Here is a 22,550-nt window from a genome sequence, read left to right as displayed (position 1 = left end):
CGCGTACTCAGAGCCGGTCGACGACGGCCGAGGCGAACTCCGAGCACTTCACCTCGGTCGCACCGTCCATCAGGCGGGCGAAGTCGTAGGTCACGACCTTGTCGGTCACTGCCGACTCCACGGCTCGAACGATGTCATCGGCCGCATCCTGCCACCCGATGTGTTCGAACATGAGCACGCCCGACAGAAGCACCGATGACGGGTTGACCTTGTCCTGTCCGGCGTACTTGGGCGCCGTGCCGTGGGTGGCCTCGAAGATGCCGTGCCCGGTGACGTAGTTGGCGTTGCCACCCGGGGCAATGCCGATTCCCCCGACCTGCGCGGCCAAGGCATCAGACAGATAGTCGCCGTTGAGGTTCATGGTGGCGATCACGTCGAACTCTGCCGGTCGGGTCAGCACCTGCTGGAGGGCTATGTCGGCAATGGAATCCTGCACGAGGACCCGATCGCCCGGGTCGCCGTCACAGTCGTCCCAGCCCACCGCCACGTCAGAGAACTCCTCGCGGACCAGTTCGTAGCCCCACTTCTGGAAAGCGCCCTCGGTGAATTTCATAATGTTGCCCTTGTGTACCCAGTGGACCCGGGGAAGCCCGCGATCCACCGCGTACTGCAGGGCCGCCCGCTGAAGGCGCTGCGAACCGGTCTTGGAGATCGGCTTGATACCGATGCCTGAATCCTCACGGATCCGCCACCCGAAGGCGTCCTCGAGAAGCTCGCGCAACTTGAGGGCGTCGGGCGTCATGGCCTCGACCTCAAGGCCGGCGTAGATGTCCTCCGTGTTTTCACGGAATATGACCATGTCGACCAGTTCAGGGTGCTTCACCGGCGATGGGACACCCTGGAACCAACGCACCGGGCGGAGGCACACATATAGGTCAAGAATCTGGCGAAGGGCCACGTTCAGACTGCGAAATCCACCGCCGATCGGCGTGGTCAGCGGGCCCTTGATGCCGATCAGGTACTCGGAAAAGATGTCGACCGTCTCCTGGGGAAGCCAGTCACCGGTCTCGTTGTAGGCCTTCTCACCGGCGAGGACCTCCTTCCACTCCACGGTGTGGCCGTGCTTAGCCGCGGCGGCGTCCAATACAAGGCGGGCCGCCGGCCAAATGTCGATGCCGGTGCCGTCGCCTTCGATGAACGGAATGATCGGATCGGTGGGCACCTGCAAAGCGCCGTCGACACCCATGGTGATCTTGTCTGCCATGGTTTGACCCTACCGATTCGAGGCCCCGAGGGACCCGTCTGGTCCGGACGGCGGTCGATGCGTCAGACGGGGTCGCGCTTGGTGCCGAACCGAACCGGCTCGGCCTGAGCCTCAGGCGCGTTCGGCGGCCTCGACAGTGTTGCGAAGGAGCATGGCCACAGTGGTCGGCCCCACGCCACCAAGGCGCGGCGTGATCCACGAGGCGACCTCGCCGACCGACTCGTCGACGTCGGCCAAAAGCTTCTTTCCTTCCCAGGAGATCCCGCCACTCACCACGACCGCACCGGGTTTGACCATCTCGGGCTGGACAAAGGACGGCACGCCTAGGGCGGCCACCACGATGTCGGCCTCACGGGTCAGATCGGCCAGGTCGGGCACCGCCGAGTGCACCACGGTCACTGCGGCGTTGGCCCCCGGTGCCTTGGTGGTCAGGAGCAGAGACAGGGGTCGACCAAGAGTCGGGCCACGCCCGATAACCACCACATGCTTCCCGCTGATCTCGATGTCGTAGTGGACGAACAGGGCCTGAATGCCCGCCGGGGTGCACGGCACGGGGCCGTCCTCCTGGAGGACGAGGCGACCCAGATTGGTGGGGTGCAGGCCGTCGGCGTCCTTGGCCGGATCCATGGCCAACAGGGCGGCGTTGAAGTCGAAACCGTCGGCCACCGGATGCTGGATGATGTAGCCGTGGACCGTCGGATCCTCGTTGAAATTTGCCACCGCCTCGTCGAGGGCCGCCGGAGGGTCGCCGGCCACCACCTGGATGTGGTGGGACGCGATGCCCACCAACTCGCAGGTCTCGTGCTTCTTGCGGACGTAGCCGGCGCTCGCCCCGTCGTCCCCAACGAGGATGGTGCCCAGGCCCGGGGTAATCCCGGCGGCCTTCAGAGCGTCGACCCGGATACGGACGTCGTCGAGGACAGCCTTAGCGACCGGTCCTCCTTCGAGAAGTTGTGCACTCATGGGCGGGAACGCTATCGGCGCCCGCCCGGCCCTTTGCCTGGCGCCGATCAGTGGCGAAAGTGCCGTTCCCCGGTGAAGACCATGGCCATACCCTGTTCGTTCGCCGCCGCGATCACCTCATCGTCACGTATCGACCCGCCGGGCTGGACCACCGCGCTGGCCCCCGCCTCGGCCGCCGCGTCCAGGCCATCACGAAACGGGAAAAAGGCGTCACTGGCGCATGCGCCACCAGCGGCCCGCCCGGCTGCCTTGTCCGCGGCGATCCGTCCGGCATCGCGGCGGTTCTGCTGGCCGGCGCCGATACCCACCGCCCGAAGGCCCTTAGCCAGCACGATGGAGTTGGAGTTGACCCGGGCAGCTACCCGCCAAGCGAAGACCAGATCGGCCCACTCCCCAACTGTGGGTTCTCGCTCGGTCACCACCTGCCACTGGGACGGCTCGGCGACCAGCCGGTCAGCAGTCTGGACCAGCAGACCTCCGTCGATGACCCGTACGTCGAGTTCCGGCCAGGTGGGCGGCTCGGCCTCAAGGATCCGTAGGTTGGCCTTCTGCTGGAGGTGGGCTAGGGCATCGGATTCATAGTCTGGTGCCACCACCACCTCGGTGAACACCGTCGACAGCGACTCGGCCATGGCCAAGGTCACCGGTCGGTTGACGGCCACAATCCCGCCGAACGCCGAGACCGGGTCGCACTCGTGGGCCGCCACGTAGGCCTCGGCGATGTCAACACCGACCGCCGCCCCGCACGGGTTGGCATGCTTGATGACCACCGCCGTCGGCTCGTCGGCACCCGCTGTCACACCAGGATCACCCAGGGCGTGGACCAGACGCCACGCCGCCTCAGTGTCCAACAGGTTCAGATACGACATGGCCTTGCCGCCGTGCACCACCGCGGTATCCCACCATCCCGACGAACCGACTGTGCGGTACCGGGCCCCCACCTGGTGGGGGTTCTCGCCGTAGCGGAGGTCCTGAACGCGCTCCAGCGCCAGATGCATCGACGGCTTGAGCGGATCGGGATCACTGGCACCAGACCCGTCCGCGTCGGGCCTGCCCGAATCCGGTCCGTCGAACCACTGGACGATCGCGGCGTCGTAAGCCGCAGTGTGAGCAAACGCCTCCCGGGCCAGCTGGTGGCGGGTCGCATCCGATAGCGACCCGTCAGCCCGCAGTTCAGCCAACAGACCGTCGTAGTCGGCCGGGTCCACGACCACGCCGACGTGGGCGTGGTTCTTGGCCGCGGCACGGACCATGGTCGGCCCACCGATATCGATCAGTTCGATGTGCGGATCCGACGAGAACGAGTAGAGGTTCCCCACCACCAGGTCGATGGGGGTGATGCCCCGCTCTCGCAGGTCGCGCACGTGGGACGGGTCGGATCGGTCAGCCAGGATCCCTCCGTGGACCATCGGGTGGAGAGTCTTGACCCGCCCACCCAGCATCTCTGTCACCTGGGTGATCTCAGCCACCTCGATCACTGGAATGCCCTCGCCGGCCAGAAGTGATGCCGTCCCGCCACTGGACACCAGTTCCCACCCCAGATCCACCAGGCCACGGGCCAGGTCCACGATGCCCACCTTGTCGTAGACAGAGAGCAGGGCACGACGGGAACTGGGCTTGGTGGCGGGGCTCACGAGGTGGCTCCTTTAGTTGCGGGCTCAGAGGCGGATGCGGATCGAGACTGGACCGATTCGAGCGAGATATCGCCATCGAGGACCGCCCGCAGGGTGTCGACGTACAGGCGACGCTCGACCACCTTGATGCGTTCATGCAGCGAGACCTCGTCGTCGTCGGGACAGACGGGCACCTCCTGCTGGGCGAGAATCGGACCGGCGTCCACCTCGAGGGTGGCAAGGTGGACGGTGCAACCCGTGACCTCTACACCCGCTGCTAGGGCATCACGCACACCGTGCCAGCCCGGGAAGGCCGGCAACAGGGCCGGGTGGGTGTTGAGCACCCGGCCGGCAAAGCGGTCGTGGAAGGGCTGACCAAGGATGGTGCCGAAGCCAGCCATGGCCACCAAGGTCACACCCCGTTCGCCCAGCCAGTCAGCCAGCATGGCTGAATAGCTGTCACGGTCGAAGTCATCGCTGAAGGAGTGGCGGCGGATCACCACCGTCTCGATGTCGTGTCCAGCGGCCCGCGAAACCGCGGTGCACGGTCGATCCGAGACCACGAGGGCCACGGGCAGGCCGGCGTCGACCATGGCATCCAGGATCGAACCGGTACCCGAGACCAGTACCGCCAGCGACATGTTGACGACCGTACCAGCGACAGTTCGGACGGCTTCCGGGCGGTTCGGCTCAGTGGCCCGCTCAGCCACCCATTTCAGAGACGATGTCAGCCATATGTTCGCCAGCCTCGGTGGGGTTCAGACCCACCCGCACACCAGCATCGCGTAGGGCTTCCATCTTGGCGGCCGCTGTGCCCCGTCCACCAGAGACGATGGCACCGGCGTGGCCCATCTTCTTTCCTGCGGGCGCCGTCACGCCGGCCACGTAAGCCGACACGGGCTTGGTCATGTGTTCGGCAATGAACTCGGCGGCCTCCTCCTCGGCAGACCCTCCGATCTCACCGATCATCATCACGGCCTTCGTCTCAGGGTCGGCCTCGAAGGCCCGGAGGCAATCGATGAACGACGTGCCCGGAACGGGATCGCCACCAATGCCCACGCACGTGGTGCAGCCGATGCCCTTCTCCTTGAGTTCGTACAGCGCCTGGTAGGTAAGCGTGCCTGATCGGCTCACGATGCCGACCGGTCCGCCGGGCAGGGCGATGTGGCCGGCGGTGATGCCGATGTTGGCCTGTCCCGGCGAGATGATGCCCGGGCAGTTGGGGCCCAGCATCTGGACACCGGGATGGTCGCGCTTCAGCCGGTTGTAGAACTCGGCCTCGTCGTGGGCCGGTACACCCTCGGTGATGGCCACGATGAACTCCACACCACCCTCGGCAGCCTCCAGCACGGCGTCGCGCACGCCGGGGGCCGGAATGAAGATGCACGAGGCCGTAGCCCCAGTCTCGGCGACCGCCTCGGCGACCGAGGCGTAGATGGGGATGCCATCCACGTCGGTTCCGGCCTTACGGGGATTGGTTCCGGCTACGACCTGCGTGCCGTAGTCACGATTCAACAGGCCGTAATAGCGACCCTGGCTGCCGGTCAGGCCTTGGTAAACGACCTTCGTGTCGACGTCGACGAAGATGCTCATCGGGCACTCCCCTCGTCGTAACCCGCACTGGCCAGACCCACGGCCCGACGGGCCGCCTCAAGCATGGTGGGCGCCATCTGCAGACTGTCGGACAGGTGTGGTTCGAGGATGGCCCGACCCTCGTCGGCGTTGGTGCCGTCCAAGCGGATGACGATCGGGGCGTCGATGTCAACCCGTTCGAGGGCGCCCACAATGCCGTTAGCGACTTCCTCGCCACGGGTGATGCCTCCGAAGATGTTGATGAAGATGGACCGCACGGCCGGGTCGTTGTTGATGACCTCCAGTGCTCCGGCCATGACATCGGCGTTGGCGCCGCCGCCGATGTCCAGGAAGTTCGCCGGGCTGCCGCCCACTTGGTTGACCACGTCGACCGTGGACATGGCCAGGCCGGCACCGTTGGCGATCACGCCTACCGAGCCGTCCAACCCCACGTACTGCAGACCCCGGGCATGAGCCGCCGTCTCGCGTTCGTCGCGGGTCTGGGTCTCGTCGAAGGCCGCGTAGTCCTCGTGGCGGAACGTTGAGTTGGCGTCGAGTGTGACCTTGGCGTCCAGCACGTGGACTCGACCCTCGGGGGTCAGGATCAACGGGTTGATCTCGACCAAGTCGGCGTCACCCTCGACGTAGGCCGTGTAGAGCTGCTGGAGGATGGCCACCGTTCCTTCGAAGGCAGCTTCAGGTAGGGCGGCGGCGATCACCCATTCGCGCGCCGTGGTCTCGTCGAGCCCGTCCACCGGATCTATCCACACCTTTGCGATGGCGTCGGGGTTCTTCTCGGCCACCGTCTCAATCTCCACGCCGCCTTCAGCTGACAGCATGCCAAGGTGCTTCTTGGCTGACCGGTCCAGGGTGAACGAGGCGTAGTACTCCTCGGCTATATCGGACGCCTTCTCAATCCAAACCCGCCCTACCACATGGCCACTGATGTCCAAGCCGAGGATGGACGTGGCGTGGGTACGCACGTCGTCGATTGTTGCGGCGAACTTGACGCCACCGGCCTTTCCCCTCCCGCCGGTGTGGACCTGGGCCTTGACCATGACCGGGGTACCGAGACGTTCGGCCGCAGCCACCGCCTCGTCCACCGTGAAGGCAATCTCACCGTCAGAGACGGGCATGCCGTAGCGGGCAAAGAACTGCTTTCCCTGGTACTCGAACAGATCCACCCGGTCGCCTCCCGACGATTCCAGCCGGCGCGCATCCGCCGACGTCGACCGGTCGATCCTAGGCTCGGGTCCTGATAGCCCTCCCGTTGGGGAGGTGTGACGTCCACCCCAGCCCACTGACTGCCCACCCACCGAAGCTGAGAAGGGAAACCACATCCAGTGACCGTGGCCCGAGGACTCCAGCTCAACATGAAACGGGCCCTGATCGTGACAGCGGTCGGTCTCGCCGGCGCTCTGGGAGCCCTGGTGGTTGTCCTGCAGCTCGCCGGATCGTCGGACGCCATCGAGGTGCAGTTGGGCGACCCCGACTTCCGGGGCATCCACGCTGCCAACCTGGCCGCCGAGATTGCCGACAACGGACCCGTTCCCTTCCCCGACCTGGTGGGCAACGAGCTCCCAATCTGGGTCCATCACCACGGCGATGATCCGACCGTCGGCTGGGTCGCCGTGTCAGCCCGGGTCCCGGGTAGTACCGGATGCCTAGTCCAGTGGGACACCGACGGTGGCGCGACCGGAGACGGTGTGTTCGTGGACAGCTGTGATTCGACGAGTACCTGGCCGGCCGACGGCGCGGGACTGACTCCCCTGGCGTGGACGGTGCTAGCGGGAGAACTCCGCATCGATGTAGCCCGAACCGCAGGAACAAGCCCGTGACTGAACGTCTCTACCTGCGCGACGCGGAGCTCCGGTCATTCGAAGCTGAGGTGGTGGCCGTGGACGGTAATCGGATTGAACTGGACCGCACGGCCTTCTATGCCACCAGCGGAGGCCAGCCGCATGACACCGGCCATCTGGTGTGGGCCACCGGTGCGGCCACCGTCACCGACGTTCGGACCATCGACGGACACCTCCTGCACACGGTGGCCGGTCCGATCCCCACCGTCGGAACCCCGGTGGCTGGCGAGGTGGATGACGAACGACGCCGCCAGATGATGCGTACCCACACCGCAATGCATGTTCTGTGCGGCGTCATGTGGAAGCACTGGAAGCGGGTGGTGACCGGCGGCAACATGGATGCCCTCTCGGGCCGAATGGACTTCGAGGTCGACCAGTTACCCGAGGGGTTTGCGACAGAAGTCGAGTCTCTGTGCAACGCCGAGATCGCTGCGGACCGGCCCATCGAGGTGTCATTCATCGCTCGCGGTGCCGCCGTGCTGGACCGCGAGCTCATCCGCACCAAGGTCAGTCTGGTTCCCGCCTCGGTGACGGAGATCCGGGTAGTGGACATTGTTGGCCTAGACAAGCAGGCCGACGGCGGTACCCATGTGTCATCCACCGGTCAGGTAGGTCGCCTCGAGGTAGTCAAGACCGAGTCAAAGGGGAAGGGCTTCAAGCGGATCCGGTTCGTCCTCCACGACGCCTGACCGACCGTTCCTCACTACTGTCTCCAACGTGGTGCTGTGGCCCCCCTTAACCGGTTGCGGCTCGGTGACCCGGACCGCCGACGTCGAACCCGGCGACCATGTGGCGGGATTAACCGAGAGTGACTGACGTGAGATCCCGGGCCACCACGACCTCGCCCTCATAGCCACCACGTCGGATCTCATCGACAAAAAGTGCCTCGTCTGCCGCCGACGTCGGAGGCGGGATGAGGTGGGTGAGCATCAGGGTCGGCACGTCGAGTTCCTGAGCCTGGCAGCCAATCTCCACAGTGTCGGCGTGGTAGTCGAGAATGAACCTCCGGTGCTCCTCTAGCTTCTGGATCTCGCTGAACCGCATCGCCTCGTAGACCAGCACATCAGCTCCGGCGGCCAGCTCGGCCATCTCGTTGCACACCAGGGTGTCGCCCGAGATCACCACCACCCCGTCTGGCGTCTCGATACGAAAGCCGACAGCCGGGTGCACCGGTTCGTGACGGACCTGACCGGCCACCACCCGGACATCACCGGATCGCCAGACCTCGGTGGGCACTGCCGGGTAGTCGAAGGGCACGGCGTCGACCCGGGGACCTTGCTGGCGCCCGGTGTGGGCTAGGCGCACCTCGAGATCCTCAGACCACCGGTCGGCCAGACCCTCGACGAACCGAACACAGGGGCCCGCCGGCACGACCACCGGAAGGGCCGGCAGGTTCTGGTCGCGGTCCATGACCCATCGGGTCAGCAGCACGTCGTCCAGCCCGACGAGGTGATCGGAATGGTGGTGGGTCAACAGCACGGCGGCGAGCCCACCCGGACTCGTGCCAGCACCCAGCAAACGCATCACCGTGCCCCGACCCGCATCCACCTGGATACGGATCGGATCGCCACCGTCTGAAGGCTCCCAGGCCACCAGAACCCCCGGTCCAGCCCGGTCGGGCGTAGGGATCGGGGTTCCCGTGCCGGTCACTGTCACCGTCGTAGCCATGTTCCCTCCGCCCTCACCGGGTCATGCCGCTCAGGCAGTCCCGCAACCTCCAGCAGCGTGTCATGAAAGGCGACCGATCCGAGCCGTCGGCCAACCGTCGAGTTGGTCTGGGCGTTGACTCCCGGGCCCCACCTTCCGAACAATCCGAAGGTCGGTTCGCCCCTTGGGGTGCCGGGGATCCGGTTCAGCGGAGTGAGTAGCCGATCCGGGTCATGGACCCGGTCGAGGTAACGGTTCACTTTGATGGACAATTCACCTGCCGTGAACGGGTGATCCTCCACGCTCAGCAGCCGCACGACCCGACCACCTTCCAGGACGACCTCCCAAGCACAGGTACCCGGGCAGTCGTGGTGGGAGGCACCGCGTACTACCTCTGAGTAGTCCGCTAGCGCCATCTCCACAGCCTGTCAGAGCGACCCGGTCTTGGCACAGTGCAGATGTGCGATGCTCGGCCTATGGAGACCACCATGGGACGACTTGCCGGCAAGGCCACCTTCATCACCGGCGCGGCGGCCGGCATCGGACGGGAGTCGGCGCTGCTGTTCGCCGCCGAGGGCGCTGCCGTGGCGGTGGTCGACCGGGACAGTGACAGCGCGGCCCACGTGGTAGACGAGATCACCGAGGCAGGGGGTACGGCCGTCGGGCTGACCGCTGACGTGGCCGTCGAAACATCGGTTGCCGCAGCGATCAACGACGCTGAGGAGGCCTTCGGACGCCTTGACGTGGTCTTCAACAACGCCGGGATCATGCTCGCTGCCGACGGCGACGCCCAATCCACCGAGGAGGCCGTCTGGGACCTGACCATGGACGTCAACCTCAAGGGCGTGTGGTTCGGCTGCCGTCACGGCATCCCGGCGCTGCGTCGATCCGGTGGCGGGTCGATCATCAACACAGCCAGCTTCGTGGCCCTGGTGGGAGCCGCCACACCACAGCTGGCGTACACAGCGTCCAAGGGCGGGGTGCTGGCCATGACCCGCGAGCTTGCGGTAACCCACGCTCGGGAAGACATCCGGGTCAATGCCCTGTGTCCGGGACCGTTGCGAACCGAACTGCTGATGTCGTACCTGGACACCGAAGAGATGCGGCAACGTCGCCTTGTGCATGTACCCATGGGCCGCTTCGGCGAGGCGGCCGAGATCGCGGCAGCGGCCCTGTTTCTGGCGTCTGACGAATCGTCGTACGTGACCGGGACCGACTTCTCCGTGGACGGTGGACTGACCGCCGCCTACGTGACGCCCGAATAGTGGACCGGCCCGCCGGGACGCTGGACGTTCAGGACGTTCGTCCGTAGAAGGTCTGCAGGGCCGAATCCGAAAGGGCCACGTCCGGCTGGTCGTTGAACGCGAATACCACCAGCAGGCGGGTCACCGAGCCCTCGGTCGAGGTCACCCGGTGCATGGCGTTGCGTCCCCGGAACAGAACTAGGTCGCCGGGAGCGAAGGCCAGCGTCTCCACGGAATAGTCGCCGTCGAGCACCGCTCCCACCGTGCCAAACGCCATTTCTCCGGCATCGGCGTCGCGCACCCCGGCCACGTACTCGAAGGCTCCACCGGCCTCGGGGGCCTGGAGCAGCATGGTCACGGCAAAGGAGGAGTTGTCGAAGTGCCAGCCCAGCTCACGTCCGTGGGCCGCAAAGTGGACGTTGATCGACGACAGCTCGTCGGCGTACGGATAGACGGCGTCGATACCCAGTACCGCACACAGAAACTCCCGGAAGGAAGGGTCGTCGTAAACGGTCCGTAGCGGGGAGTCGTCCGGAATCTGGTCGTCGGCTATCAGGCCCTTGGACGACACCACCTGACGGTTGAACGGGTGGTCGGCAGCCAGCGCGGGGTCCGGCGGGGTTAGGTACACGTTGTGGGTCGACGCGGCGTAGTACGCCTCGGCCTCCCGGGGCGCTGAGTCAGCCACCACCCTGGCCACCGCCTCGGCGGTGAAGAAGCCTTCGAGCACCAAGGCGCCCTCGGCATCCAACACCTGCCGACAACGCTCTCGGTGGTCCGGGTCGTCCAGCAGATGGAACGACCCATCCATCGGAGAGGGGTCGGCGAGGATCATTCCAGGTCCACCCCGACGGCCCGGAGCGGCTCGGCCAAAGCATCGGCCGACGGCAAGTCCAGAAGGAGGGCCTGAAGCAGCAGGGTCTCGTTGGGATTGCGAACCAGATCACCAGTGGCCTCGGTGATCCGCTCGGTGGCCGACAGGAACGCCTCGGACCCTGAAGACAGAACCTCTGCGCAGAGGTTCTCTGTCAACAGGCCGACCCGCGCCAGGTAGGCGCGGCTCAGGGTGGCTAGGCCGAAGCGGAGTTCGTCATCGCGGTGCCGTCGGACCTCCCGCTTTTGACGCTCTCCCAGCTCACGGCGACCAGATCCACGGGTACCGAACGCCTCCTCGCGCTCTGTCAGGGCCTCAATCTCCTCTCGATGACGGGCTTCCAACGGCTTTTGGGCAGCGTCGATGAGCTCCCGCAGCTCGGTGACCAGTACGGCCACCGAAGCGCCCGACCCGTCCAACCGATCGGGCACGGAATGCCAGGCATCCCGTCGGCCTAGGAAAGCCGGGTCGGCGGCCAGTAGCCGAGCCCGGGTCACGCTGCCTGCCGCGGCTTCTGCCAACCCGGTGATCCGATCGGCGGACACCCCGTCGGCTAGCAGAGTCTCAGCCACCACGACATCGGGTATCGGGGGTAGGTCGACACGGATACAGCGGGAGGCGATGGTCACGTGCTCGTCAGGCACCTCCTCGGCCAGCAGGACGAACACCGCCGAGGCGGGTGGCTCCTCGATCGTCTTGAGCAGGCTGGCCGCCGCAGACGGTTCGGCAGTGTCAAAGCGGTCAACCACGATGACCTTGTGGGCGGCCTCGATAGGCGACCGCCAGCCCTCCACGGTGATCCGCTCGGCGTCGGCCACCAGCAGTGCCCGGCCCTCAGGCTCCACCAGGATCAGGTCGGGATGGCGCCCGACGGCGGCCAGACCCCGATGTCGATTCCCCTCCTCGGCAGATCCACCCTCCTCAGCTCCAATGGGTGGACCGGCTAACCCGTTCCCAGCAAACAGTGAACCGGCGAAGGCCCTTGCCGCCTCGGCCCGGCCGGCCCCCGGAGGCCCTATCAGCAGGTAGGCGTGGACCGGGTGCTCGGCGGCCCGACGCAGCAGCGCCACCGCCGACTCCTGACCCACGACCGTGGCCCAAAGCGCCGTTTCGTCCAGCAGGGTGGTGACGGCCAATGCACCAGTGCTGGCAGTCACGAATCCCACCGCGGATTCAACCAATCGTCGACCATCGCGGCTACCCGGTCCGCTACCTCGTCGACCGTGCCGTCACCGTCGATGATGACCCAGCGGTCCGGGTCGGCGATCGCCATTGCCCGGTACGCGTCAGCCACCACCCCCTGCAGGTCGTCGCCGGCCTGCTCGATCCTGTCCAACTCCCCTTCGCGGTCTTCACCCAGTCGGCTGCCGGCCACCGGCGCCGCCACCTCGATCAGGACCACCAGATCGGGAGCCAACCCGCCGGTGGCGAACTCGTTTACCTCGGCGACCGACCCGGCACCAAGCCCACGACCATGGCCCTGGTACGCGATCGACGATGCCACGTAGCGATCCGATACCACGTCACGGCCGGCAGCCAGGGCGGGTGCCACCACCAGGTCCACGTGCTGTGCTCGGGCGGCTGCCATCAGTAGGGCCTCGGCCCGATCCACCGGGGCCTCGCCAGCCGGGTCCAGCACCAGATCGCGGATCTGCTCACCCAGCGGCGTTCCCCCGGGTTCTCTGGTGAACAGCGCCCCAAGGCGTTCGGCCAACAACCGGGCCTGGGTGCTCTTGCCCGTGCCGTCCGCCCCCTCGACGGCGATGAACCGACCAATCACGGCACATCCTCCCCGCGGCGAACGCCGGCTTTCAGCGAGCCGACGGCCAGCGCCCCTGACGCCAGGATGATCAGCGAAGCCAACCACAGTGTCAGGCGCACCCCAGGCACATCTATTCCCACGCCGAACAACTCCACGTGGCGGTTCCACAGGACACTAGATAGCCGGTCTAGTAGATCCTCCATGAGCGGCCCGACGACCAGGGCCAGTAGCACACAGCCCCGGACCAGCAGGTAGAAGGTCGAGAAGATTCGGCCTCGCAAGTCGTCGTCCACGTTCTCGTGCAAGAGGGTGAACCCGAGGACGTAGACCGACCCAGCACAGATCCCGATCCCGAACACCATGGCCGTCGACACGTGAACCTGGCTGATCGACGCCGCCAAGGCCAGAAAGATCCCCGCGCCGACCAGGGCCCTGCTGAAGGTACGGGCCTTGTCGAGACGTCGCTGCAGCAGTGAGACAAGTCCGACGCCAGCGGCCACACCCAGACCGAGTGCCGTAATGAGTACGCCCAGACCCGACTTTCCGGCACCCAAGACCTCGTCGGCGTAGATGGCCCCGAGAGGCACCAACATCCCGCCTCCCATGAGGCCGGTGGCTAGACCTATGTTCACGGTGCGGACCACCGGGTTCACGAAAGCGAACCTCCAGCCTTCGCGCAGCTCGGCGATCGGGTGGGACAGGGCGGCCCGGCGACTCTTCGCAGCGTCCTTCTCGGCCCGGGGACGCTTAGGCAGATTCAGTGTCAGAATCAGCCAACCGGTGACCAGGAACGAGAGGGCGTTGGCGTAGAAGGCCAGGCCCATGTCGTCAAGTCGCACGTTGTCGGCCCACGACGAATCAAACAGGGCCGTGGACAGTCGCCCAAACAGGGCCATGAGCAGCGCCCCGAGGGGAAAGGTCCCATAGGCAGCGACCAGCGACAGGGAGTTGGCCGTGGCCAACTGGTCGGCCGGGACCACGTGAGGCACCGATGCCTCCTTGGCAGGACCCCACAGCATGGTGAACGCCTCCAATAAAAGCGAGGCGACGAACAAGCCGACCAGGGTGTCCACGAACGGCAGGGCCAGCATCACCATGGCCCGGCCCACATCACAGGTGACCATGGTGCGCTTGCGGTCCCACCGGTCGACCAGAACGCCGGCTACCGGACCAAAGAAAAACCCGGGAACAATGCGGGCCGCTAGCACCAGACTGAGGGCAGCTCCCTCGTTACCCGAACCCAGCCGGATGGCCAGGATCGAGATAGCTAAAAGTCCCAACCAGTCGCCGGTCGCCGAGACGACCTGGGCCATCCAGAGGCGGAAAAATGCCGGAGTGCCGAACAGGCGGGTACGTAGCGGCGGACGACCCGCCAGCGGCAGGAAGGGAGTGAACTCGTCTCCGGGGCGGGGGTCGCCCGGGTCCCGTCCCGTCGCTCCAATCACCCATCCATTCTATGGGAGAGGAGTCGACCACCCGGGGGCGGTCGATCGCCGGGCGCAGCCAGCCACCAATCAACGCTTCTTCTTGGCTGGGCCCTTCATACGTCGTTCAGCCAACAACTCTGATGCCCGTTCGTCGGTGAGCTCCTCGACAGCGTCGCCGCGCTTCAACGAGGCGTTGAACTCCCCGTCGGTCACATAGGGGCCCCAGTTGCCGTCCTTGAGGAAGATCGTCTTCCCGCTCTCGGGATCGGTACCCAACTCGCGCAGCGGCGGCTTCGGGGCGTTACGACCACGTCGCTTTGGTTGGGCCAGGAGCGCCAGGCACTCCTCGAGCGTGATCGTAAGGAGCTTCTCTTCAGTCTCGATGTTGCGGCTATCCGACCCCTTCCGGAGGTAGGCGCCGTAGGGACCGTTATGCACGGTGACTTCGACCCCGTCAGCCGGATCGGTACCCACGGTCCGGGGCAGGCTCAGCAACTCAAGCGCCTCGTCGAAGGTAATGCGATCCAACGTCATGGTTTGGAACAGCGAAGCCGTCTTGGGCTTCGGGACGTCATCGGCACCGGCCTGGCGGTCTAGTTCATCGAGAAGTGAATCGATGTCTTCGAACCCGTCCACCGCGTCAGAAAGCTTCTCCAGGTTCGCGAGGCGAGCCTCGCCACCGTCATCAGCAGCCCGGATCTCAGCTCCATAGCCCGAGGATTCCAGAGCCGCCTCGATCACGGCACGCGGCCCTTCGGATCGCAAGCCAGCCAACTGTTCCCCGAGGGACAGGAAGGCTTCGATGCCGGCACAGGCCTTGGCCGAGAGACCGAGGGCCTCTGTGTCCCGCAGGACCTCCAACACCGGCAGCCCCACTTCAGTCGCCTCGACAACCTTCTTGAGAGCCAACGCGCTGACCCCGCGCGCCGGCACGTTCAGCACCTTCTTCGCCGCGGCCAGGTCGAGCCGGCCGGCAGCCAGACGCAGGTAACCGAGCGCCACGCCGATTTCCTTGCGGTTGCCCGGAAGGGCCATGAGACGACCGGCCGGCGACGACGGTGCAGGGCGTTCGGGTGGACGGCCGAGCGACACGTAGGGGCCAAATCGTCCGGAACGTGCCACGACCACCAGTCCCGTGTCGGGGTCGGTACCCAGCTCCCGGTCAGCCGGAGCGTGCAGGAACTCGAGCGCCCGGGCCACCGTTAGCTCGTCGGGCGGTACGTCATCGGGGATCGACGCCGTCTCGTCGCCCACCTGAACGTACGGGCCGAACTTGCCGAAACGGGCCACCACCGGCTCGCCGTCGGGCGTCGCCCCGAGTTCAACGGTGCTTACCCCCCGGGGGTCGATCTCGCCGAGGCGGGTAGTGACCTTGGCGTGCAGACCGATGTCAGCATCGGACCCGAAGTAGAAGGCGTGCAGCCACGGAACGCTCTCCGCCTCACCGTTGGCGATGTCATCGAGGTCGTCTTCCATACCCGCCGTGAAGTCGTAGTCGACGAGGCGGGGGAAGTGCTGTTCCAGCAGGTTGGTGACGGCAAATGCACTTAACGTCGGCACCAGCGCCGTGCCCTTCTTGAACACGTACTTCCGCTGGATGGTCTCCATGATGGAGGCATAGGTGGAGGGCCGGCCCACGCCGTGTTCCTCCATTCCTTTGACGAGCGAGGCCTCGGTGTAGCGGGCCGGGGGCTGGGTGGTGTGGCCTTCTGCGGTTGCCGACACCACGTCGATAACCTCGCCAACGGTCACCGCTGGAAGCACCAACTCTGTGGCGTCGCCGTCATCGTCGTCGGTGGCCTCGGCACCACGACGAGGGGATTCGTCACGGGTCTCCTCGTAAGCCCGGCGGAATCCTTGATGTTGGATGACGGTTCCGCTGGCCGCCAGCGTGGCCCGGGACCCAACCCCGTCGACACCCGTGCCCGACGCCAGATCGGCCCCCATTCGGAGGCGGACTGTCTCGCCGGTGGCGTCGGTCATCTGGGAAGCAACGGTGCGGCGCCACACCAACTCGTAGACGTCGGCCTCAGACTTGGGAAGCTCGCCACGGACCGTATCGGGGTGACGGAAGCGGTCGCCGGCCGGCCGAATGGCCTCGTGCGCCTCCTGGGCATTACGGACCTTGTTGGCGTAAGTCCGGGGCGCGTCGGGGACGTGGTCGGAACCAAAGCGTTCGGTGGCCTCGGTCCGGGCGGCCCGCACCGCCGTGTCCGACAGCGTGGTGCTGTCGGTCCGCATGTAGGTGATGTACCCCTTCTGGTACAGACCCTGAGCGGCATGCATGGCCCGCGATGCAGAGAGCCTGAGGCGTCGGCCTGCCTCCTGCTGGAAAGTCGAGGTGGTGAACGGTGCCGACGGTCGGCGCCGGTACGGCTTGGGTTCGACGGCCTCGACGGTGGCGGGTCGCCCCTCCAGATCGTCACGTACGGCGCCCGCTGACGTCTCGTCTAGGACAAGAACGTCGGCCCGCGGTGGGTGTCCGTCATCACCAAAGTCCCGCCCGAGGGCCACCCTCCGACCGTCAACCTCTAGGAGGCGCGCGGTGAATCCTGCTCCCGTGCCCTGTGAGACACGGGTTGCCATGGCACAATTCAGGTCCCAATAATCGGCCGAATTGAAGGCCATCCGGTCACGTTCGCGTTCCACGATCATGCGAGTGGCCACACTCTGCACGCGACCTGCCGACAGGCCCGCACCGATCATCCGCCAAAGCACCGGTGAGAGCTCATAGCCGTAGAGACGGTCGAGGATCCGACGGGTCTCTTGGGCGTCGACCAGTCGTCGGTCCAACTCACGGGTGTTGCCCAACGCCTCGGTGATGGCCCCCTTGGTGATCTCGTGGAAGACCATCCGATGGACCGGGACCTTGGGGTTGAGGACCTCAAGCAGGTGCCAGGCGATGGCCTCACCCTCGCGATCCTCATCCGTAGCCAGATACAGGACGTCAGCCTTCTTCAGCAGGCGCTTGAGATTCGCCATCTGCTGTTTCTTGTCGGCGTTGACGACGTAAAGCGGCTTGAAGTCGTTGTCGACGTCGACGCCCGTCTTGGCCCACGGCTCACCCTTGTAGGCGGCCGGAACGTCCGAGGCACGCATGGGCAGGTCCCGCACATGGCCGATGGAGGACTCCACCACGAAACCGTCACCGAGGTAGCCGGCGATCGTCTTGGCCTTGGCCGGGGACTCGACGATGACCAGTGCGTCACCCATGGGTTGCCCCCTCATCAGTGGATCGGGCACCCAGCAGGATGGCCACGCCGCCCAGGGCTGCGACCATCGAGGCTAGGAGGATGCCCACCTTGGCCTCGTCCTGTATCGCCAGGTCGTCGAAGGCCAGTCCGGTCACGAACAGCGAGACGGTGAAACCGATCCCGGCAATGGTCGAGATCCCGACGATATGCCGGATAGTCGCCCCCGACGGCAACGCCGAGATGCCCAGCCGTACTGCTCCCATCGTGAACAGGCTGACACCCACCGCCTTGCCGACCACCAACCCGATGGCCACGCCGATGGTCACCCCGGAGCCGAGCGCGTCGCGTAAGGAGTCCCCACTGATCTCGATCCCTGCGTTTGCCAGCGCAAAGACGGGGATAATTATGAACCCGGTTATGGGGTGAAGTTGGTGTTCGAGCCGGGACGCCACAGAGACCGACTCGTTCATCCGGAACTTGGCCTCCCGAAGGCCGTCGGCATTCAACGACCCGACGTCGATGGGTGCTACCTCGCCCGGCTGGAGGAGGACACCGGCCGGGGCCAAGAGTCCCATGATCACCCCGGCGATCGTGGCATGCACCCCAGAGCGGAACATGGCGTACCAGAGCACCGATCCCAACACGATGTACAGCGGCGTGTACCAGACCTTGAACCGGGTCAGGAGAACGACGGCCACCGTGGCGGCGACAGCCAGCACCAGCCACTCGCCGGCCAGGTCGCTGGTGTAGAAGACGGCGATCACGAGGATCGCCCCGATGTCATCAACGATGGCCAGCGACAGCAAAAAGACCTTCAGGGGCGTCGAGATCCGGTTGCCTAGCAGGGAGAGCACCCCGACGGCGAAGGCGATGTCGGTAGCCATAGGAATCCCCCAGCCGGCCGAGGCGTCACCCGACGAGTTGAAGGCGAAGTAGATCAGCGCCGGGACGACCATGCCGCCTAGTGCCCCGGCGGCCGGGAGCAGGGCGGCCCGACGGTCGCGCAGATGACCGGTGACCAACTCACGCTTGATCTCGAGGCCCACCACGAAGAAGAAAATGGCCATCAGGGCATCGTTCACCAGTTGAACCAGCGTCAGCGGGTGCCCGTGGTGTTCGAGTCGCAGATCGCCGATCCCTAGATGGACCTCGGTGTGCCAGAAATCGTGGTAGCTACCCGACCAGGGAGAATTGGCCCAGAAGAGGGCCGCCACGGTGGCCACCATGAGCAGAATGCCGCCGGCCGCCTCGATGCCCAGGAACCGCATGACAGGTCGGCCGATGGTGCGCGCCAGAGGACGGTCACTGCCCAACCATGTGGGTCTGGATCCAGATTGTGGACCTGACATCGTTGCTTCCAGCACTCCCTCGGGGTTCGTCTCCAGCGGGATCAGGTTGATCTCCACCGCCGTTGCGTCGCACGAACGGTAACCGTCACCCTGTGCCATCACTATGGATGCCCGCCTTTGGACACCAGCTTCAGGACTGGGGGCGCTGTTCCTCGGGGGGGCTGGTCAACCGGGGCGGATCGTGAGACGGACCGTCGTACCGTCTGGACCGCTTTCTACCTCAGCCCTGTCGGCTAGGCGATGCATCAACGCCACACCGAGGCCCGACTCGTGGCGAAGCCGCTCCGGGGTCTCCACATCGGGCAGGTCCGGGATCGCGTCGGGATCGAACCCGGGGCCGTGGTCCACCACCTCGACCAACACCTTGTCGTCCCCCACCCGACATCGGATTAGGACACGGTCTGACGCACCGATCGCGTTCTGGGCCTCGATCGCGTTGGTGACTGCCTCGGATACCACGAGTCGGAGGTCGGCCACCCGTCCGGGCTCGAGCGGTGATTCGGTACCGCCGCCCGGGCCGGCGGCCGCACCCACCACGGCACGTACCAACTGCAGAAATTCGGGATGCGGAGGGACGGTCAACTCGATACCCGCCACTGGGACCCCGTTCATGCCAGCGCCCGCCCATCCATGGCCGCCGCGGCAGCGTCCACGTCCCGGTGCAGAGCGAACACCCGGTCGAGGTCGCACATCTCGAACACGCGACGTATCCGAGGTTCAGGACACACCACCACCAGATCACCGTCGTGTGCCCGGAGCCGCCGAAGGGCGCCGACTACCACGCCGAGGCCCGCTGAGTCCACGAAGTCGACCGCCGTCAAGTCCAGGACCACCAGCCGAGCGCCACCGTCCACCACGGTCACCACGGCCTGACGAAGACTGGGAGCGCCAGCCATGTCGAGATCACCCAACACGGTCAGCACCACGGCAGCCGGGCCAACCGAGGTGTCGGACGGACGCAGGTCACGGCTGAGGACGTCGAGTTGCACCTGTCTGATTCCCCTCCGTGTGGTCGATCCGGCCCGGCTCGGTTCGCCACCAACGCTAGACCACCGATCCGACCCCGGTCCCTCACAAGAACGACCTGCGGACTTCTCTGAAGTCAGGCCGTCATGTCGAGAAAGGCCTACCTCACTTCAGGAACATCACGGCCAAGGCGGTCAGCACCACATCAGGCAGCGTCGGATCGATCAACGGCGTGTCGATCCGAACCAGGTGGTGGATAGTCGCCGTCGTTCAGTCGCCATCGACCACCCGCTTGACGTCGATGTTCTGCGGATTCAAGCTTGCAGAGTCGATCACCGCGTCCTCCACCCGGTGCGACGGCGACTGTCCGCCGCTACCCGGACCCCTTTCGAGCATCGCCGTCCCCCGTCCGCTCTTCACCGGCCAGTAGATCTCGATCACCACTCCCACGCGATCGTTCGACCCCGATGGAGGAGCAGGAACCGGTCTAACCCCTGACGGTGCCCAGTCCCGACCCGAGGCAGCGCAATAGGATCGGATTCGTGGAGGCGGCCTTCTTCGACCTCGACAAGACGGTCATCGCGAGGGCGTCGATGGCCGCGTACGGGCCGGCACTCCATCGGGCCGGCTACCTGAGTGCACCAATGGCCCTCCGGGCCGCCTGGGGTCAGGTTCTGTTCCGGTTCTTCGGCGCCGACGAGGGGAGCATGGCCCGGGCCCGCCAGACCGCCCTCCGCCTGGCCGCCGGCTGGGATCAGGAAACCCTGAAGCGGTTCGCCCGTGACCATCTGGCTGAGGTCATCGAACCCATTGTCTACGACGAGGCCCTCGACCTCTTCGCCCACCACCGTGCCGAGGGGCGCCTGCTGATCCTGGTGTCGGCGTCACCAGTAGAGATCGTGGCCCCGCTGGCCGAGCACCTCGGTGTCAACGAGTTCATCGCCACCACCCCAGAGGTCGATGCTGACGGCAAGTACACCGGGGAGGTCGAATTTTACGCTCAAGGCCCAGACAAGGCGTACGCCATCAAACGACTGGCTGCCGACCGAGGCATCGACCTCGCGGGATCGTGGGGCTATTCGGACTCGGTCACCGACCTGCCGATGCTGGACGTGGTCGGCCATCCGGTGGCCGTGAACCCCGACCGGGATCTCCGTCGGACGGCCGAGATCCAAGGTTGGTTGATCCGGGAGTTCGAAAATCCAGTGCCCTTGGGGGACCGGGTTCCCATTGATCGGAACTGGATCGCGGCGACCACACTTTCCGCTCTGATGGTGGCCGCCATTGTGGCCCTGGCGCGCCGTATCGGACGCCGGCGGGCCGACTGAACCGGCCGGGCTGACCGAGCGACAAGACCAACTGGCCTAGCCACCCGTCAGGTGCTCTAGATCGAGCGGACCTTCTTGACCGCGACGGCAACCAAGGTGCCGAGCACAGCCAACATCACAAGCTTCTTCATGGTCCTCATGCTAGGTCCGGACCCCGCGTCGCGCACGGGGTAGTTACCCGTTGCGAAGTGGTGGGATCACGCCCGATCCCGTACCGTCACCGATGGAGGTGTCTGAGTACCTGGTGGGCTCCCCCGCCTTCAAAGCGGGTGGGACGGGCGACCCCCGTCCGGCGGGTTCGATTCCCGTCCACCTCCGCCAGTCGCCGCCCGACCCGATGAACGAGTCGGGCGGCCGGCCCGTTGGTGGGACGGTCCGAACCTGGTGGCTGGTTTCTCAGACCGCCAGCAGGTCGCGTGCGCCTGTATCGCTGCTCGGGTGACGGAGCTTGGACATGGCCCGGGCCTCGATCTGACGGATCCGCTCCCTGGTCAGGTTGAAGTGCTCCCCGACCTCCTCGAGCGTGCGGGGCTCGCCCCGGTCCAGCCCGAAGCGCAACTTCAGGATCTCCCGTTCACGGGTATCCAGCGGTGCCAGTAGACGGCTGATCTCCTCGGGCAGCAGCGAGGTGGCTGCGACCTCGAACGGCGACTCGGCCGCCCGGTCCTCGACAACGTCACCTAGTTCGGCATCACCGTCCTCGCGCAACGGTTCGCTCAACGACAGCGGTTCGGCCGCGAAGCGCAACGCCTCGGTCACCTTCTCCTCGGGCATCTCGACCTCGGCCGAGAGCTCAGCAAGCGTGGCCTGACGTCCGAACTTCAGCTCGAGGCGGGACCGTGCCTTCTGTAAGCGGGCCAGGGTGTCGCCGGCATGCACCGGAAGGCGGATGGTCCGTCCGGTATTGGCAATGCCACGGGTGATGGCCTGACGGATCCACCACGTGGCGTAGGTGGAGAACTTGAAGCCTTTGCGCCAGTCGAACTTCTCGACGGCGTGCATCAGACCGAGGTTCCCCTCCTGAATGAGGTCCAGTAACGGCAGCCCGGAGGCCTGATACTTCTTGGCGATGGAGACAACCAGTCGGAGGTTGGACTGGACGAACGTGCGCTCGGCCTCCTCGCCCCGCTTGATATTGCGCTTCAGCTCACGCTTGCGGACCGGCGTGAGGCTGTCGCCCTTGGCAGACATCTCGGCCCGGCCCTCGGTGCCCGCTTCGATCTGCTGGGCGAGGCGAACCTCACCCTCCTTGGTCAGCAGTGGATACTGACCAATATCGGTGAGATACAGCCGGACGAGGTCTTCCTCGTCCCGTTCGACCCGCTCCTTGGCCACCCTCGTCTCCTCCAGCCGGGGGAACATCCGGCCCGTCTTACGGGACCGTCGTTCACCGAATCATTCGCCTGTCAACAAACCCGATCGGCTCGCCCCGAAGAGCGAACGGTGGGTCGGATGACAACGTTGCCCCCACTCCCCCGATCGACCGTCACCATATCCACGACCCTCTCGATGCCAACACGAAAAGGTGACCGGCGTCACGAAGCATGA

At 65.9% G+C, this 22,550-nt stretch carries 22 protein-coding genes and 1 tRNA gene; 5 read left to right on the top strand and 18 right to left on the bottom strand.

Annotated elements, in window-relative coordinates; all coding sequences use genetic code 11:
- Positions 1 to 7: 7 nt before the first annotated feature.
- From icd to sucC, 6 genes are all read right to left on the bottom strand, one after another.
- Positions 8 to 1,204: an NADP-dependent isocitrate dehydrogenase gene (gene icd, locus QF777_01575; GenBank protein MDP6910240.1), complete on the bottom strand. Its 1,197-nt coding sequence runs from the start codon at positions 1,202 to 1,204 to the stop codon at positions 8 to 10.
- Between the two features lie 111 nt (positions 1,205 to 1,315).
- Complete coding sequence (locus tag QF777_01570; protein ID MDP6910239.1) at positions 1,316 to 2,167, bottom strand: tetrahydrofolate dehydrogenase/cyclohydrolase catalytic domain-containing protein; 852 nt, start codon at positions 2,165 to 2,167, stop codon at positions 1,316 to 1,318.
- Positions 2,168 to 2,214: 47 nt separating this feature from the next.
- Entirely contained in the window at positions 2,215 to 3,801 is a 1,587-nt protein-coding gene (purH, locus tag QF777_01565) for a bifunctional phosphoribosylaminoimidazolecarboxamide formyltransferase/IMP cyclohydrolase (protein MDP6910238.1), read from the bottom strand.
- Entirely contained in the window at positions 3,798 to 4,421 is a 624-nt protein-coding gene (gene purN / locus QF777_01560) for a phosphoribosylglycinamide formyltransferase (GenBank protein ID MDP6910237.1), read from the bottom strand. The genes purH and purN overlap by 4 nt, the downstream gene beginning before the upstream one ends.
- 61 nt (positions 4,422 to 4,482) lie before the next feature.
- Positions 4,483 to 5,373: a succinate--CoA ligase subunit alpha gene (sucD, locus tag QF777_01555; GenBank protein ID MDP6910236.1), complete on the bottom strand. Its 891-nt coding sequence runs from the start codon at positions 5,371 to 5,373 to the stop codon at positions 4,483 to 4,485.
- Positions 5,370 to 6,536 carry an ADP-forming succinate--CoA ligase subunit beta gene (gene sucC / locus QF777_01550; GenBank protein ID MDP6910235.1) on the bottom strand — a complete coding sequence of 389 codons (1,167 nt, stop codon included), beginning with the start codon at positions 6,534 to 6,536 and terminating at the stop codon, positions 5,370 to 5,372. Before sucC ends, sucD begins: the two co-directional genes overlap by 4 nt.
- Before the next feature lie 165 nt (positions 6,537 to 6,701).
- On the opposite strand from sucC, the gene QF777_01545 reads away from it, so the two are divergent.
- Complete coding sequence (locus QF777_01545; GenBank protein MDP6910234.1) at positions 6,702 to 7,190, top strand: hypothetical protein; 489 nt, start codon at positions 6,702 to 6,704, stop codon at positions 7,188 to 7,190.
- On the top strand, positions 7,187 to 7,900 hold the full coding sequence (locus QF777_01540) for an alanyl-tRNA editing protein (GenBank protein ID MDP6910233.1): 714 nt from the start codon (positions 7,187 to 7,189) through the stop codon (positions 7,898 to 7,900). The genes QF777_01545 and QF777_01540 overlap by 4 nt, the downstream gene beginning before the upstream one ends.
- Positions 7,901 to 8,009: 109 nt before the next feature.
- On the opposite strand, the gene QF777_01535 is transcribed toward QF777_01540, so the two are convergent.
- Together QF777_01535 and QF777_01530 are read right to left on the bottom strand one after the other, a co-directional pair.
- Positions 8,010 to 8,879, bottom strand: coding sequence for an MBL fold metallo-hydrolase (locus QF777_01535; GenBank protein ID MDP6910232.1), 870 nt, complete (start codon positions 8,877 to 8,879; stop codon positions 8,010 to 8,012).
- Complete coding sequence (locus tag QF777_01530; protein MDP6910231.1) at positions 8,864 to 9,274, bottom strand: hypothetical protein; 411 nt, start codon at positions 9,272 to 9,274, stop codon at positions 8,864 to 8,866. Before QF777_01530 ends, QF777_01535 begins: the two co-directional genes overlap by 16 nt.
- 60 nt (positions 9,275 to 9,334) lie before the next feature.
- On the opposite strand from QF777_01530, the gene QF777_01525 reads away from it, so the two are divergent.
- Positions 9,335 to 10,123 carry an SDR family oxidoreductase gene (locus tag QF777_01525; GenBank protein ID MDP6910230.1) on the top strand — a complete coding sequence of 263 codons (789 nt, stop codon included), beginning with the start codon at positions 9,335 to 9,337 and terminating at the stop codon, positions 10,121 to 10,123.
- Between the two features lie 28 nt (positions 10,124 to 10,151).
- Here the strand turns inward: QF777_01525 and QF777_01520 are convergent, their stop codons facing one another.
- The 9 genes from QF777_01520 to QF777_01480 all read right to left on the bottom strand — a co-directional run bounded on the left by QF777_01520 (position 10,152) and on the right by QF777_01480 (position 20,118).
- The gene (locus QF777_01520) at positions 10,152 to 10,937 is read right to left on the bottom strand and encodes a 2OG-Fe(II) oxygenase (GenBank protein ID MDP6910229.1); all 786 of its coding nucleotides are present in this window, start codon (positions 10,935 to 10,937) and stop codon (positions 10,152 to 10,154) included.
- Positions 10,934 to 12,133 (bottom strand): hypothetical protein, encoded by a 1,200-nt coding sequence (locus QF777_01515; protein MDP6910228.1) that lies wholly within the window; start codon positions 12,131 to 12,133, stop codon positions 10,934 to 10,936. The genes QF777_01520 and QF777_01515 overlap by 4 nt, the downstream gene beginning before the upstream one ends.
- The gene (gene tmk / locus QF777_01510) at positions 12,130 to 12,756 is read right to left on the bottom strand and encodes a dTMP kinase (protein MDP6910227.1); all 627 of its coding nucleotides are present in this window, start codon (positions 12,754 to 12,756) and stop codon (positions 12,130 to 12,132) included. Before tmk ends, QF777_01515 begins: the two co-directional genes overlap by 4 nt.
- Positions 12,753 to 14,183, bottom strand: a complete 1,431-nt coding sequence (locus tag QF777_01505) for an MFS transporter (GenBank protein MDP6910226.1) — start codon at positions 14,181 to 14,183, stop codon at positions 12,753 to 12,755. Before QF777_01505 ends, tmk begins: the two co-directional genes overlap by 4 nt.
- A gap of 69 nt (positions 14,184 to 14,252) precedes the next feature.
- Positions 14,253 to 17,378 (bottom strand): type I DNA topoisomerase, encoded by a 3,126-nt coding sequence (gene topA, locus QF777_01500; GenBank protein MDP6910225.1) that lies wholly within the window; start codon positions 17,376 to 17,378, stop codon positions 14,253 to 14,255.
- Positions 17,371 to 18,765, bottom strand: a complete 1,395-nt coding sequence (nhaA, locus tag QF777_01495) for a Na+/H+ antiporter NhaA (protein MDP6910224.1) — start codon at positions 18,763 to 18,765, stop codon at positions 17,371 to 17,373. The genes topA and nhaA overlap by 8 nt, the downstream gene beginning before the upstream one ends.
- 108 nt (positions 18,766 to 18,873) lie before the next feature.
- Positions 18,874 to 19,320 (bottom strand): ATP-binding protein, encoded by a 447-nt coding sequence (locus QF777_01490; protein ID MDP6910223.1) that lies wholly within the window; start codon positions 19,318 to 19,320, stop codon positions 18,874 to 18,876.
- Positions 19,317 to 19,697: an STAS domain-containing protein gene (locus QF777_01485; protein ID MDP6910222.1), complete on the bottom strand. Its 381-nt coding sequence runs from the start codon at positions 19,695 to 19,697 to the stop codon at positions 19,317 to 19,319. The genes QF777_01490 and QF777_01485 overlap by 4 nt, the downstream gene beginning before the upstream one ends.
- 247 nt (positions 19,698 to 19,944) lie before the next feature.
- Complete coding sequence (locus tag QF777_01480) at positions 19,945 to 20,118, bottom strand: hypothetical protein (GenBank protein MDP6910221.1); 174 nt, start codon at positions 20,116 to 20,118, stop codon at positions 19,945 to 19,947.
- Positions 20,119 to 20,216: 98 nt separating this feature from the next.
- Here QF777_01480 and QF777_01475 point away from each other — a divergent pair, with 98 nt between their 5' ends.
- Both QF777_01475 and QF777_01470 read left to right on the top strand, forming a co-directional pair.
- A complete protein-coding gene (locus QF777_01475) occupies positions 20,217 to 21,002 on the top strand; it encodes an HAD-IB family hydrolase (GenBank protein ID MDP6910220.1) in 786 nt (261 codons plus the stop codon).
- Between the two features lie 225 nt (positions 21,003 to 21,227).
- Positions 21,228 to 21,323 (top strand) — tRNA-Sec (locus QF777_01470).
- A 75-nt stretch (positions 21,324 to 21,398) separates the two neighbouring features.
- Here the strand turns inward: QF777_01470 and QF777_01465 are convergent.
- The gene (locus tag QF777_01465) at positions 21,399 to 22,364 is read right to left on the bottom strand and encodes a sigma-70 family RNA polymerase sigma factor (GenBank protein ID MDP6910219.1); all 966 of its coding nucleotides are present in this window, start codon (positions 22,362 to 22,364) and stop codon (positions 21,399 to 21,401) included.
- Between the last annotated feature and the right edge of the window lie 186 nt (positions 22,365 to 22,550).

The organism is Acidimicrobiales bacterium, from assembly GCA_030747595.1.
Lineage (GTDB): Bacteria > Actinomycetota > Acidimicrobiia > Acidimicrobiales > MedAcidi-G1 > UBA9410.
Note: the sequence above shows the minus strand (reverse complement) of the source record. Positions and strands in the feature narration are given on the sequence as shown.

Coding starts and splice junctions, on each gene's coding strand:
- icd (MDP6910240.1), bottom strand. CDS start 1,204: ATGGCAGACAAGATCACCATGGGTGTCGACGGCGCTTTGCAGGTGCCC.
- QF777_01570 (MDP6910239.1), bottom strand. CDS start 2,167: ATGAGTGCACAACTTCTCGAAGGAGGACCGGTCGCTAAGGCTGTCCTC.
- purN (MDP6910237.1), bottom strand. CDS start 4,421: ATGTCGCTGGCGGTACTGGTCTCGGGTACCGGTTCGATCCTGGATGCC.
- sucD (MDP6910236.1), bottom strand. CDS start 5,373: ATGAGCATCTTCGTCGACGTCGACACGAAGGTCGTTTACCAAGGCCTG.
- QF777_01535 (MDP6910232.1), bottom strand. CDS start 8,879: ATGGCTACGACGGTGACAGTGACCGGCACGGGAACCCCGATCCCTACG.
- QF777_01530 (MDP6910231.1), bottom strand. CDS start 9,274: ATGGCGCTAGCGGACTACTCAGAGGTAGTACGCGGTGCCTCCCACCAC.
- QF777_01525 (MDP6910230.1), top strand. CDS start 9,335: ATGGAGACCACCATGGGACGACTTGCCGGCAAGGCCACCTTCATCACC.
- QF777_01520 (MDP6910229.1), bottom strand. CDS start 10,937: ATGATCCTCGCCGACCCCTCTCCGATGGATGGGTCGTTCCATCTGCTG.
- topA (MDP6910225.1), bottom strand. CDS start 17,378: ATGGGTGACGCACTGGTCATCGTCGAGTCCCCGGCCAAGGCCAAGACG.
- QF777_01490 (MDP6910223.1), bottom strand. CDS start 19,320: ATGAACGGGGTCCCAGTGGCGGGTATCGAGTTGACCGTCCCTCCGCAT.
- QF777_01465 (MDP6910219.1), bottom strand. CDS start 22,364: ATGTTCCCCCGGCTGGAGGAGACGAGGGTGGCCAAGGAGCGGGTCGAA.